General features: G+C 64.5%; 12 protein-coding genes, 1 tRNA gene and 1 pseudogene. 9 read left to right on the top strand and 5 right to left on the bottom strand.

All coding sequences use genetic code 11. From position 1 onward, the window contains the following. Positions 1 to 64: 64 nt before the first annotated feature. Positions 65 to 132: transfer RNA gene (locus IEY36_RS19570), tRNA-Glu, on the top strand. A gap of 281 nt (positions 133 to 413) precedes the next feature. Here the strand turns inward: IEY36_RS19570 and IEY36_RS19565 are convergent. Next, complete coding sequence (locus tag IEY36_RS19565; protein WP_188969885.1) at positions 414 to 896, bottom strand: hypothetical protein; 483 nt, start codon at positions 894 to 896, stop codon at positions 414 to 416. A gap of 1,247 nt (positions 897 to 2,143) precedes the next feature. Between IEY36_RS19565 and IEY36_RS19560 the strand changes: the two genes are divergently transcribed. Beyond that, a complete protein-coding gene (locus IEY36_RS19560) occupies positions 2,144 to 2,521 on the top strand; it encodes a hypothetical protein (protein WP_188969883.1) in 378 nt (125 codons plus the stop codon). A gap of 96 nt (positions 2,522 to 2,617) precedes the next feature. On the opposite strand, the gene IEY36_RS19555 is transcribed toward IEY36_RS19560, so the two are convergent. Then, entirely contained in the window at positions 2,618 to 3,049 is a 432-nt protein-coding gene (locus tag IEY36_RS19555; RefSeq protein ID WP_188969881.1) for a PRC-barrel domain-containing protein, read from the bottom strand. Between the two features lie 1,274 nt (positions 3,050 to 4,323). Here IEY36_RS19555 and IEY36_RS19550 point away from each other — a divergent pair. The 6 genes from IEY36_RS19550 to pqqE all read left to right on the top strand — a co-directional run bounded on the left by IEY36_RS19550 (position 4,324) and on the right by pqqE (position 7,743). Further along, on the top strand, positions 4,324 to 4,509 hold the full coding sequence (locus IEY36_RS19550; RefSeq protein ID WP_188969880.1) for a hypothetical protein: 186 nt from the start codon (positions 4,324 to 4,326) through the stop codon (positions 4,507 to 4,509). 183 nt (positions 4,510 to 4,692) lie between these two features. Then, positions 4,693 to 4,773: a pyrroloquinoline quinone precursor peptide PqqA gene (pqqA, locus tag IEY36_RS31415; protein ID WP_188970330.1), complete on the top strand. Its 81-nt coding sequence runs from the start codon at positions 4,693 to 4,695 to the stop codon at positions 4,771 to 4,773. Between the two features lie 27 nt (positions 4,774 to 4,800). Continuing rightward, positions 4,801 to 5,706, top strand: a complete 906-nt coding sequence (pqqB, locus tag IEY36_RS19540; protein WP_188969878.1) for a pyrroloquinoline quinone biosynthesis protein PqqB — start codon at positions 4,801 to 4,803, stop codon at positions 5,704 to 5,706. Positions 5,707 to 5,711: 5 nt separating this feature from the next. Then, complete coding sequence (gene pqqC, locus IEY36_RS19535) at positions 5,712 to 6,425, top strand: pyrroloquinoline-quinone synthase PqqC (protein WP_188970329.1); 714 nt, start codon at positions 5,712 to 5,714, stop codon at positions 6,423 to 6,425. Further along, positions 6,422 to 6,679 (top strand): pyrroloquinoline quinone biosynthesis peptide chaperone PqqD, encoded by a 258-nt coding sequence (gene pqqD / locus IEY36_RS19530; protein ID WP_188969876.1) that lies wholly within the window; start codon positions 6,422 to 6,424, stop codon positions 6,677 to 6,679. The genes pqqC and pqqD overlap by 4 nt, the downstream gene beginning before the upstream one ends. Further along, positions 6,676 to 7,743 carry a pyrroloquinoline quinone biosynthesis protein PqqE gene (gene pqqE / locus IEY36_RS19525; protein ID WP_188969874.1) on the top strand — a complete coding sequence of 356 codons (1,068 nt, stop codon included), beginning with the start codon at positions 6,676 to 6,678 and terminating at the stop codon, positions 7,741 to 7,743. Before pqqD ends, pqqE begins: the two co-directional genes overlap by 4 nt. A 189-nt stretch (positions 7,744 to 7,932) precedes the next feature. Here pqqE and IEY36_RS19520 read toward each other — a convergent pair whose 3' ends face one another. Together IEY36_RS19520 and IEY36_RS19515 are read right to left on the bottom strand one after the other, a co-directional pair. Continuing rightward, complete coding sequence (locus IEY36_RS19520; protein WP_188969872.1) at positions 7,933 to 8,463, bottom strand: c-type cytochrome; 531 nt, start codon at positions 8,461 to 8,463, stop codon at positions 7,933 to 7,935. Positions 8,464 to 8,519: 56 nt separating this feature from the next. After that, the gene (locus IEY36_RS19515; RefSeq protein WP_229681438.1) at positions 8,520 to 9,572 is read right to left on the bottom strand and encodes a PQQ-dependent sugar dehydrogenase; all 1,053 of its coding nucleotides are present in this window, start codon (positions 9,570 to 9,572) and stop codon (positions 8,520 to 8,522) included. An 857-nt stretch (positions 9,573 to 10,429) separates the two neighbouring features. Here IEY36_RS19515 and IEY36_RS19510 point away from each other — a divergent pair. Beyond that, positions 10,430 to 11,393 (top strand): annotated as a pseudogene (locus IEY36_RS19510) (IS3 family transposase). 544 nt (positions 11,394 to 11,937) lie between these two features. On the opposite strand, the gene IEY36_RS19505 reads toward IEY36_RS19510, so the two are convergent. Next, the gene (locus tag IEY36_RS19505) at positions 11,938 to 12,672 is read right to left on the bottom strand and encodes an IclR family transcriptional regulator (protein ID WP_188969868.1); all 735 of its coding nucleotides are present in this window, start codon (positions 12,670 to 12,672) and stop codon (positions 11,938 to 11,940) included. Positions 12,673 to 12,686: the final 14 nt, after the last annotated feature.

Raw genomic sequence — 12,686 nt, 5'->3', positions numbered from 1 at the left:
CCGGCGACTAGGGTTTGCTCAGGCCACGACCTATGCTGCGGGTCCTTGGCGCCAAGCTCCCGTGCGCCTTGTGGCGTAGGGCATCGCCCTCTCACGGCGGTAACAGGGGTTCGAATCCCCTAGGGGACGCCATTTCAGCGCATCATAGACCGGATTTCATTAGATAAATCTCTGGTGCTGGCGGGCGGTGCCCACGATGGTACCCACACGCGGCGCCGCGACCTCAGCCGAGGCTGCCGCCTGATCCCCTGCTAACCCCTGCGCTTCGCCGGCCCCCGGCGGCCGAGGAAGCGCAAGGATGGATGAGTTTCCGTGGGGCCAACTGATCACCGCGGCCGGCACTCTAGGCGGCGCTTTCGAAGCCGCCGGCGTCGAGTTCATCGGGCAGAATGGCAGCGCGCAGCACGTCGGCGTCACACCGGCAACGATTCATCGACAGTCGTAAAGCCCGCCCGCTTGAAGTATTCGATGAAGACGGTGCCTCCGCCGATCCCATCAAGCAGCTGGAAGAATGTCGCTGCCCGCTTCGGAACCTCGAGGGTATCCGCACGCGGCAACGGCAGCGTTGCCCTGCCGCCATCGACCGAGACGCCCATCAGCCGATGGACGGGGCGCCCGCACCACATGAGATCGATGAAGTGGCTGCGCGCGTTGGTGTCAGGGAAGACCTTCGTCCATGCCTCGGCAAAGTCGTCGCGATGCGGCATGCCGGCGGCGATGGAGATCGAGAGATTGGATTTGAGGGTGAAATTGGTGTGGTGCCCCGCAACCTCGATCCAGTGCCCACTAGGCCCTGACATCTCCTGACAATCCTGCAGGAAGACGGGTCGGGAGACGCACAGCCAATCGCCCTCGCCCGAACTTATAATGGCATCCATGTATGCGGCAAAATCCATGGCGTCCTCCTGCGGTTGAGCAGTGCTTCCTGTCGGGCGAGGCTGTTGCGCCGGAGCGCTAAGGCAGCAGCCCGGTGCTACCGCTGACGCCGCCCGTCGCAATCATCGGGCGCGCACTCTATCCGCTCCAAGGTGGCGGTGTGATCCTTGCGATGTAACGCGGTCCGATTGATCGGGTTGCGATGGGCATCGCGCGCAGCGCCTCCTCCCGCTCAGCAGCGCGACGGTGGCCTAGTGCGATCATTGCGCATGATGCCGGAGGCGAAGCGCCGCGTGCTAAGGGCGGCGTATCGTCGGGCACACGAAGCCGAAGCCAGGGCCGGCAGTTCTGCCCATTCCCACAAATCGGTCTCAAAAACACACACGCACAGCCATCGCCTCACTTTAAAGACGAATCTAACGGTGTTCTAACGGGTGTGTTGCGCTCCGGAGCGCTACTTTAACGACGAATAAACAGTCTCACGAATGCCGAGGATATCCGTCGTGGAAAACTGCATACCTACACTTCAGCCGCAGCCACCGGGTTCCAAGTGGTTGCTTGTACTCAGCGTTCTGTCGCCGCTGTGCGCCCTCACGGTCGCCGGTCTTGCGACTATTGCCCTCTTGCTGAGGCACTAAGCGGGCCAGACCCACCTCAATTCGCAGATCCTTGGTAAGGGTCCCAGGGCCGCGGGGATGCAGAGCCCACAGGCGGCACAGCCTCGCGAGGCAACATAAACGATGCCGCTGAGAGGAACATCAGAACGAGCGCGACGATGGCAAGCGCGGCAACCCTCATGGCGTCTGCTGCTACGCGAAAACCCAGAACTCATCAATCACACGAGCGTCGTGGTTACTGATGCTGACTAAAGATCTGGTCAGCACCAGCACTAGCCACCTATCCGATGACCCACATCAGCAGCACTGCCGAAGCCAGCCAAACCCCTGAGACAGCCCACAACCGCGGTTCACTCATCGCGTCAGCCCTCCCCTCAGTGGATCGCGCATGCGTTGCTCACATGCGACATGGAAGCGAAATACTACCATCACGTGCAGCGATGAGCATGCAAACATCCGTGAGATGCATGGGGTGCCGTGGCATGCGCGCGTTCACTGGTCGCGCTGCGGACCTGCTCACGGATGGCGATCTCGCAGACGTCGGCGAGCGCCTTCATCTCGGTATGTGCACCGAATAGCATGAAGTGTAGCCTGCCTTGTTCCCTCTCCCCGTGTCTCCTGCGCATGATCGCCGGTCGGAGGGGCAGGACATGGAAAAGATCGACGCGAAGCTGTTGGGCATGGTGTCTGTCACGCTGCTGACGCGGCTGACGGCTCACATGGAGCGAAACGGCGCCCTGCCGCTGGGATGGACCGCCGGCGAGTTGCGCCAGGCTGCCGCGGCGGCCGAGAACAACATCCTCCACGGCGCAGATCCAGAATTCCACCACGCATTCGCCAAGGCGCTATGCCGGATCGCGGATCTCAGCCTTCAGTCGATTTCGGAGGACGGTGCGGAGGAGCCACCAGCACCTACCCTCCATTCAGTTGGTCCCGAGGACGAATCCCGCGGCGGCCATGAGGCGCCGGGTGGACCTGGGCCAACGGTACCGGGGACGGGCCCGAAGAACACGGCTCCTGACGCCTAATCCTACGAAAGCCCGTCAGACTGGCCCAGCCGGGAGGCCGGCAGGGCCAGTCGTTGAATACCGGCGAGCAGTGTCCCGGCCGGCGCGAAAAAGTGCCTAACGACGTTCTGGATAGGTGAACGCCGGGCGGGCCTTGAGGCTATCGACGGTGGCTCCCGGAAGCATCCAGCGCTCCCGTTCGCCGTTCCACCGCAGAGCGCTCAGCGGGATGGCGACGTAACGCTCTCCCATGCCGAGGAACCCGCCGACTGAAAGGACGGCGATTGTGGCGCCACCGGCAGTGTCCACCATAAGGTCGTGCACTTCGCCGACATTCCTATTTTCCTCGTTTATGATGTTCGCGCCGATCAGTGTGCTGGCACGGCGAGCACTGGGCGCAGCCGTGGGAACCACGACACTCGTAGTTGGGGGAGATGCCACCGATGGAGCGGCCGGCGCGGGCGTGGTGCTCGTCTGCGCGAAGGCGAAGCTTGGCACCGCGAGTAGCGTCGCCGTTAACAGGGCGCGCCTCATGGATGAATTGAACATGACGTTCCGTCCTTTCGATCCGAATGTGGATCTGTATGTTGGAACGTCCCACAACGCTTAAGGTTACACCGCTCGGCTGCTTTGGCTTACTGCCGGTATCGGTGAACGCAGCAGTGCGCCCACCGAAGCCTCTACATGCTGGCCGTCTGCGTCACGTCAGTTGAGGCCCTTTGGCTCCTGGCGCTCCTGCGCGGCAGGTGGCACCTCCCCCCCCTCCTGGCTACTTTATCCACACACCTAACCGTTTCATGCACGCAACCTATAGGCGAGCAGCACAGCGAACTTTCTGCTACCGTTCTTCAGGAGGATCGGATGAGGATGTTCGCGCTAGTGCTGGCAGCGGCCTCGTTCGCGGGCTGCGCTTCAGCGCCTCGAGCATCGCAGCCGCAGCCGACGGCAGCACCGACGATCCAGGTTGCCCCGCTAACCGCGGCTCCGGCCTCCTACGGGGACTGGCGCAACCAGCGCATCGCAAGCCTAGCCGTGATGTCACGAAATGACCCGCGCCTGGCACCCGGCATCAGGGAGGTTGCCGAACGTGCCGTGCGAGAACGCCGAGATCTACCCCGCACGTCGGTAGAGCAACGGCGCCTGGTACAGGCGGAAATCACGACGGTGGAATTGGACGTCGAGCGCTACGCTGGCCGCGGCCGGGCGTGGACAAACAGTGCCGCCGGTCCAACGCAGCCGCCGCGGCCAGTCCAGACGTACCAGAGCGGCTGTACCCCGACCAATCCGTGCGTCGGCCCCCGTGGAGGGCTCTACTACATCACGGCGTCCGGGAATCGGGTCTACCTGAGCCGACGAAGGTGAGCGGCTGATGCGGTTCAGGCTGAACCGGAGGCGTGCAAACGTTTGCCGGACACAAAAGACCCCGCCGGCCGAAGCGGGCGGGGTTGGTTATAGCCTATTTTGGGAGGTGCATCACCCTCCGAGCGGGCCCTTCAAGCCCGCTGCAACGCTGGCTGTTTCACCTTTGCCAGCTGCCGGCGCAGAAATTCGCGGTGGCCGCCTTTCTGCTCCAGCCTAGCCAACGCAGCGATGCGCCGCTCAGGTCCCGCTGCGATCTTCTCAGCTAGCTTCTTGCGGTTGGCCTGCCCCCATAAGGTGGTCCGGGGTGAATGTTAGTGCATCGTCGGCTCGTCTGCGGCGAGAATGTGGCGGAGTTGGTGAAGCGCATGGGGCAGTGAAGGGGACTGCCACCGAAGCGCTAATGGGTATCCACCCAGTCGGTACCGCCATCACGTCGCCCACGAAGCTGACAGCGCCCCTGCATGCGGAAGGACCGGCTGAACGGCACCATCCTGCAGATCTGGCAGAAAGCCGTACTTCCGGAGGATGCGCTTCACGAGCAGGCATCGCTGCGGAACTTGACCCTGTGGGCCTTCGCCGAGCAGACCGAATACGCGCAAGAAGTTGTCGAGCCCTGGACCACAGTAGCGGGCAGGAACAGGCCATGATCCGATAAATTTCTGATCGGTTTGTTTGATGGGGGGCGGTCGACGCAGCACGGCGCTTCGGAGGAATTGGAACGATCTGCTGACCTCTATGCGCCTGAGCTTAGTGCCGGCTTGATGTAGCGCGTTGGAAGCGGCACTGTCTCATTGCCGGCGAAGGGCCGGTACCCAGCGGAGGATTCAGCAATGTCCTGGAAGACGCCGAAGATCGTCGAAATCTCTCTTGCTCTCGAGATCAACAGCTACGCCTGCGCCGAGATCGGCTAAGGCAAACGCTCCCGGGGCGGCGCCTCCGTGCTCCGGGTCATCGTGCTCGGCGCCGGTGCCGGCGGCGGGTTCCCTCAGTGGAACTCGGCCGGGGCCGGTTGCTTAAGGTCGCGTGCGGGTGATCCCGCCGCGCCGTCGCGGAGCCAGTCGAGCATCGCTGTTTCCGCCGATGGGGAACGCTGGTTGCTGGTGAATGCCAGCCCCGACCTTCGCCAGCAAATCGCCGCGACGCCCGCACTGCATCCGCGGCCCGGAACCTTGCGTAACTCGCCCGTCGCCGCCGTGCTGCTGACAGGCGCCGAGATCGACACTATCGCTGGTCTGCTGCATTTGCGCGAACGTCAGGCTTTCACGCTGCTGGCGGCGCGACCCACGCTCGCCGTCCTGGATGCGAACCCGATTTTTCGCGCGCTGAATCCTGATTTCGTGAAGCGCCGCGAAATCGTGTCCGACGAAGCCTTCGACGTCTTGGGCATGTCCGTCACGGCCTACGCCGTGCCGGGCAAGATGCCGCTGTTCGCCGAAGATGCGGCAGATGACCCTGGCGTGGCGGAGGCTGGGGAGGCGCTCGGCCTCGCTTTTTCCGCGGGCGGTGGCACCCTCCACTACATCCCCGGTTGCGCGACGATGACCGCTGCCCTGCGCGCGCGGCTCGACGGTGCAACCTGCGTGATGTTCGACGGTACGCTGTTCACCGATGATGAAATGATCCGCCTCGGGGCCGGCCCCAAGACCGGCCGCCGCATGGGCCATATGCCGATGACCGGCCGTGGCTCATCGCTCGAGGCCTTTGCGTCCATTCCCGTCGCGCGCCGCATTTTCGTTCACATTAACAACACGAACCCCGCCTTGCTCGCCGACAGCCCGGAACGCGTGATGCTGACAGCGCACGGGTGGGAAGTGGCCGATGACGGGATGGAGATCCACCTGTGAACCTGATGTCCCCTGAGGCGCTGGAAGCCGCGCTGCGCGCGATTGGGGAAGAGCGCTACCACATCCTTCATCCCTTCCATCACATGTTGCATGGCGGGAAGCTGACCAAGGGCCAGGTGCAGGCTTGGGCACTCAACCGCTACTACTATCAGGCATCCATTCCGGCGAAGGATGCGTCGCTGATTGCTCGGTTGCCGACGCCCGAACTGCGCCGCGAGTGGCGCCGCCGCCTGGAGGACCATGACGGAGACGGCGTGCATCCGGGTGGTGTCGAACGCTGGTTGGCATTGACGGATGGGCTCGGGCTCGACCGCGACTATGTGGTCTCGCTCAAGGGCCTGCTCCCGGGGACGCGCTTCGCGGTCGATGCCTATGTGCAGTTCGTTCGGGAGCGGTCGCTGCTGGAGGCGATCGCGTCATCGCTCACCGAGATGTTCTCGCCCAACATCATCTCGCAGCGCGTGTCGGGCATGCTTCGGAATTACGATTTTGTCACAGCGGAGACTCTCACCTACTTCACCCCACGCCTGACCCAGGCGCCGCAGGATGTTGCCTTCGCGCTCTCCTACGTTAAGGCACACGCTGACACCGTGGAAAAGCAGGAGCAGGTCCTCGCGGCGCTGCGCTTCAAGTGTGACCTGCTGTGGGCACAACTCGACGCACTGCACGTTGCCTATGTGGAGCCCGCGCTTCCGCCGCCGGGCGCCTTCCGCCCGTGACGCCGCGCTTCGCTCCCGGCGTGCGCCTGCACCATGACAAGGCGCGAGACCGCTGGGTGGTCATGGCGCCGGAGCGCATGTTCGTGCCCGACGAGACGGCGTTGGAAGTACTTCGACTTGTCGACGGCGCGCGGGACGTCGATGTCATCGTGGACGCGCTCGCCGCCAAGTTCGATGCACCGCGAGATTTGATAGCCACCGATGTCAACGCGATGCTGGACGACTTGGTCGTGCGAGGCGCGCTGACGATATGAATGCGCCGCTCGCATTGCTCGCCGAACTGACGCATCGGTGCCCGCTGCGCTGCCCCTATTGCTCGAACCCGGTCGAACTCGCTCGTGCCTCGGCCGAACTGACGACGGTCGAATGGGCGCGTGTGTTCGAGGAAGCCGCAGCCATCGGCTGCCTGCAGGTTCATCTATCGGGTGGTGAACCCACCGCCCGGCGCGACATCGTCGAGATCACCGCCGCGGCGCACTGCGCCGGCCTCTACACCAACCTCATCACAGCCGGCGTGCTGCTCGACGCGTCGCTGATGGCGCGGTTGAAGGCGGCGGGCCTCGACCATGTTCAACTCTCCGTGCAGGACGCTGACCCCGCAGGCGCCGAGCGTATCGGCGGGATGCGGGGTGCTCATGCGCGCAAGGAGGCCGCCGCGAGGATTGTTCGCGAAGCCGGCCTGCCGCTGACGTTGAATGCCGTCGTTCACAGGCAGAATTTGCATAACTTGGTGCTTCTGATCGAAACGGCCCGCGCCTGGGGCGCGGCGCGGCTCGAGATCGCGCATGTGCAGTATTACGGCTGGGCGCTGGCGAACCGCGACGCATTGCTGCCGACTCGCGAGCAACTTGAAGAAGCGACGCGCATTGTCGAGGTTGCGCGACAGACCCACCGGGGACGGCTCGTCATCGATTATGTCGTGCCGGACTATCATGCAGCGCGACCCAAAGCCTGCATGGGCGGCTGGGGAAACCGGTTCCTCGGGGTCTCCCCGGCGGGCCACGTGCTCCCCTGTCACGCGGCGGAGTCCATCGCAGGCATGGAATTCCCAAACGTGCGCGAGACGTCGCTCCGCGATGCCTGGGAGGATAGCGAGGCCTTCAACCGCTTCCGCGGCACAGCCTGGATGCCAGCGCCATGCCGTGGCTGCGAGCGCGCCGAGCAGGACTGGGGCGGCTGCCGCTGTCAGGCCTTCGCTTTGACTGGCAACGCCGCCGCCACTGATCCAGCCTGTGCCCTTTCGCCCCAGCACGGTCTGCTTGCCGCCGCGCTGGCCCGCTCAGGAGCGCCCGCCTTCCGATACCGCGAATTCGGCTGAACGATTCGTCCTGCTCAATACGCGTGGCGACCCGCACCCTTGATGATGCGGCCCTAGGCTCACGAGACCACCCAGACCATCGGCAAGATCCGCGTGCCGGCTGGCCGCGGGGACACGCGACGGCATTTCGGTGTATGCGGAGCCGCGCCGTGGAAACATGCTGCCCTCGGCCGTCGCTTCGAGGCCAACTCAGTCTCTTTGGGACAGATAGTGCGCAAGTGCCGCAATATCGCCGTCTGACAGCCCACGTACGGCATCATTCATCTGCGTATCGACGCCGACGCGGCTTCCGTCCCGATACCCGGTCATGGCGTGTACCAGGAATTCCTCGCGTTGGCCGGCGAGGCGGGGGATCTGAGCGCGGCCGACAAAGTCTGGCAAATGGCAGACGCCACAAAGGTGTGGCCCCGCAAGGGCCTCGCCAGCGGCGTAGAGCGCGGTGTCGCGCGGCCGGCGTTCGTCCGGCGGGCCTGGTGGCAGGCTTGCGAAATAGGCTGACAGGTCCTCGATGTCAGTGTCCGGCAGGTCGGCCGCGAACGCGAGCATCGCCGGCACATCGCGGATGCCTTCGCGGAACAGGATGAGTTGCACGGTCATGTATCCAGGCTGCTGGCCGGCCAGGGACGGGATGCCCTCGGTCTGGCTGCGGCCGTCCGCGCCATGGCAATTCGCGCAGTTGTGAGCTGCGAGGCTGGCGCCGCGGGCGGCGTCCTGCGCCACCACGGCACCGGCGGGGGCGGCGGCCAGGACGGCCGCCGCGAGTATGAGCCGAAGGCTCACTGGCGATAGGTGATGCGGTAGATCGCGCCCATCTGCTCGCCAGAGACGAGCAGCGAACCGTCCCGCATGACATGGATGTCCACTGGGCGGTCGAGGAAACGCTGGTTCGCATCGTCGCGCAAGCCGGTCATGAAATCCTCGATGCCCGTCACGTTGCCCTGCGCGTCAGTACGGGCGACGACCACGTCGTAACCGGTCAGCCGTTCGCGGTTCCAGGAACCCCTGCGGGCGATGAAGATCTGGTTCCGGTACTGTTCGGGGAACATCGTCCCCGTATAGAATCGCATGCCGAGGGAAGCGACATGCGGGCCAAGCAGGGCCGCGGGCTGCACGAACTCGCTGCAATTGCGCCCAGCGTTGTATTGCGGGTCGGCGCTACGGCTGGAGCAGAAGGGGAAGCCGTGATCTTCGCCGCTGCGGCGGACGCGGTGAAGCGTGTCATTGGGCCAGTCGTTGCCTGCCCAGTCACGGCCATTGTTGGTGGCCCAGAGTTCGTGCGTCACCGGATGGAGTGCCATGCCGACGCTGTTGCGTATACCGCGCGCCTCGATGCGCCGGTCGCTGCCGTCGGGCTTGAAGGAAACGAGAAGCGCGAAGCGGTCGCGGTCAATCTCGCAGATGTTGCAGTTCGCGCCCACATTCGTATAGATCCGGCCGTCAGGGCCGAGCGTGGCGAATTTCCAACCGTGATTACCCCCATGTTCGGCTTCGGTCGGCAAGCCGAAGGCCTCCGTCAACTCCACTGGCGCCGGCACATTGTCGAGGTTCGCCTCGATGTTGTCGTAGCGTAGCACTCGGTTGATCGCGAACACGAACAGGCTGTTGCCGACCATCACGAGGCCGTTCGGCTGCGGCAGCCGTTGAGCGATGATGCGTGTACGCGTCGTGCCATCGGCGTTGCGGGTGACTGCGTAAACACGCCCGATCGCGCGCGTGCCGACGAAGATCGTGCCGTTCGGGCCCTCCGTCATCATTCGCGCACCGGGGATGCCGTGCGCAAAGACCGTGGCCGAAAAGCCCGCCGGTAGCCGTAGCGCGCCGACCGGCACTTCACTCAACGGCGTCACCGTCAGCCTCGGCGCGTGTGGTGCGAGTGTCGACCCTTCAGGGCGACCGATCGCCCAGCCCGGTACCGCTGCGGGCTGCTGAGCGAGTACCGGGGCGGCGATGAGTGTTGCAGCCAAGCCGAGCAGAAGGCGTCTTGCAGTCATGGTGTTCTCTCCCTGCTGCCCGCTCCGGGGCGTTGCCCCCAAATGGAAGGACGAAAACGCAGATACTGCAAGGGCGAGCAGAGATGGCGCGCCTGCGTAAAATCGGTGTTCTGGTACTCGGCCACAATGTTCCCGATGCGGGAGTAGGAACGGAGATCCGTTAGGGCGGCCTCGGCATTGACACTGATGCCAGCTTTGGGGCGCGTCGTAGCTCGCACGCCTGATCCGCTGCCTGTTCGTTACTCGCCGCCATGTACGATGCCAAAGCGGGGGAGGGTAATCGCCAAGGAATTCGTCTCAACCGCCTGTTGCGGCCCGTGTGGCATCTTCCAAATGTGGCTGGGGCTGCCGCTCGAGCGCAGGTGGACGGTACCTCGTACGATATAACTAGTCATCTTCGGCTATGGACTGCGCAGGACCGGCCATATTTGGAAGCCGCGCGTGGGCTAGCAGGCTTGCAGATCGAGGACATATGCGCTGATTTCACGAGCCGGGCTTCAGCGCCAACGCTGCTATTGCGGGCCTGCGATTGCGGCAATTCGCGCTAAGGCGCGGTGCTGCTCGTCCCACCCGTCCGGGATCGCTTCGTCCGGCCGCAGGATATTCGGTGTCCGGCTTCAGCGCCCTTGAGACGGACAGGCGGCGTTGAGGAACGGAGGATTTCTGGCTCATCGTAACCCCCAAGGAGAGTGAAGATGAGCCAGAAATCCTCCGCCTCCGCCGCCAAGCCAGCGGCTGAGAAGGTGGTGCGGGACACCCGCCGCGCCACCTGCAAGCATCATTCGGCCGAGGACAAGATCCGCATCGTGCTGGAAGGTCTGCGCGGTGAGGAAAGCATCGCAGCCCTGTGCCGCCACGAAGCCATTGCCGAAAGCCTATACTACGCTTGGTCGAAGGAGTTCCTTGAAGCCGGCAAGCGCCGCCTGGCTGGGGATACCGTGAGTGCCGCCACTCACTGACAAGCAACGCTACTTCGTCTCTGAAGCTGTGGTCTACCGCCTGCTCAAGGCGCATGACCTGATCGCCAGCCCGGCCTTCATCGTGGTCACGGCGGTCGATGAGTTCCACACCAGGACCACCTCGCCCAACCAGCTGTGGCAGACCGACTTCACCTACCTCAAGGTCACCGGCTGGGGCTGGTTCTACCTCTCCACCGTGCTCGATGATTTCTCGCGCTACGTGATCGCCTGGAAGCTCTGCACCAGCATGGCCGCCAGCGATGTCACCGACACGCTGGAACTCGCACTGACCGCCTCGGGCTGCGACCGCGCGAATGTGCGGCACCGTCCGCGCCTGCTGTCCGACAATGGGCCGAGCTACATCGCCGGCGAGTTGGCCGATTGGCTGGCCGCGAACGCCATGGACCACGTCCGCGGCGCGCCCTGCCATCCGCAAACCCAGGGCAAGATCGAGCGTTGGCACCAGACGCTGAAGAACCGCATCCTGCTCAAGAATTATTACCTGCCCGGCGATCTCGAAGCCCAGGTCGAGGTCTTCATCGACCACTACAACCACAAGCGATACCACGAGAGCCTGCGCAACCTCACCCCAGCCGATGTCTACTTCGGCCGCGACCAGACTATCTTGCTCGACCGCGAACGCATCAAGCGACAGACTATCCAGCAACGCCGCTTGATCCACCAGCAGCACGCCGCGTAACCTTCAACCAAGGCGAGCCAGACACTCCAATCCTGAGCACGCTCCACCGTCTCAAATCATCCGACGACGGACACCCCCTCAACCACGCGTAGCCCAAAGCCCTGGACGCCGTCCGGAGGCTGCCTTCGCCTGTGCGCAGGACGAAGGACAAAGCTCGGCGCTAGGTAGCCGCGGGAGCTAGCGAGGCGTTCCGAATCGGCCCGTGGCGCACGTGGAGTAAGGGCCGCTTCCAGCCCTGTCGCGGGGGGATTGCCATGCAACGGCCCATCCAACCTTGGCCGAGAGCGGACTGACAGAATCAGGCTACGATTCGTCGAGAGCGGACATTCGCGGTGGCGCCGATATCGCCGTGACCCGACAATCGCCAGCGACCCCTTCGGAAGTACGTCGATTTGGCGTTGGTGCGTGGCCCAGCGCGCGATCTGGCTGAGGGCGTGCCACCGGGCGCGAACCGTCTCCTTGCGCCGGTCGTTGACTGCGAGCCCAGCAGCGCAGCGATGGAATGGGCTCGTGAATCTGCGAACTTACCACCGGACGAACAGATCTATTCCGCAGCTGCGCGCGGCCACTCCGGCGTCTCACCGCCAATCCGCCTGGTGAGGGCCGTGGCCGCCTCTGCCAAAATCGGCCGCGCCGCCGCCAGCGCCTCCGGCGTCCATCGGATCACCGGCGCAGACAGCGCGAGCGCCCCGGCGAGCCTATCGCCCGGCCCGAAGACCGGCGCGGCCATTGACCCGGTATGCGGATCCGTCGCGCCCATGGTGACGATCGGCAGTTCGAGGGCCGCGACGTAATCCGGCAGTGGCCGCGCCGCGAAGGCCCGCAGCACCTGCGCGATGGCGGAACTGTCGAGGGGCAGCGCGTCTCCGACCCGCACATGCATCCTGAGCAAATGCGGACTGTCCACGCGGAACAGGCAGAGCCGCTGATCGCCGCGCCGCACGTAAAAGGCCGCCGTCTCGCCGGTGCGGGCGACAAGCTCCTCGAGCACCGGCGTGACATGCGCCTCGAGCCGGAAGGATTGGGTGTAGATGGTGCCGAGCCGCAGCACCTCGGCATCCAGCCGATAGGACCCGTCACCGTCGCGCGCGAGGTAGCCATGCTCCACGAGCGAGATGGCAAGACGCATGATCGTGCTCTTCACCAGCCCCGTGCGGTCGGCGAGTTCCGCCAGCGGCAGGGTGCGGTCCCCCTTGCGGAACGCCGACAGCACGCTGAGGGCGCGGTCGGCCGAGGCAACACCATCGAGCGCCGGTCGTCGCTTTGCCTTTTCTGCCATGCCTATCTCCGAAC

It is taken from the genome of Neoroseomonas lacus, assembly GCF_014644535.1.
Classification (GTDB): Bacteria; Pseudomonadota; Alphaproteobacteria; order Acetobacterales; family Acetobacteraceae; genus Neoroseomonas; species Neoroseomonas lacus.
The sequence above is the reverse complement of the archived record's forward strand: the minus strand, read 5'-3'. Positions and strand labels throughout refer to the sequence as shown.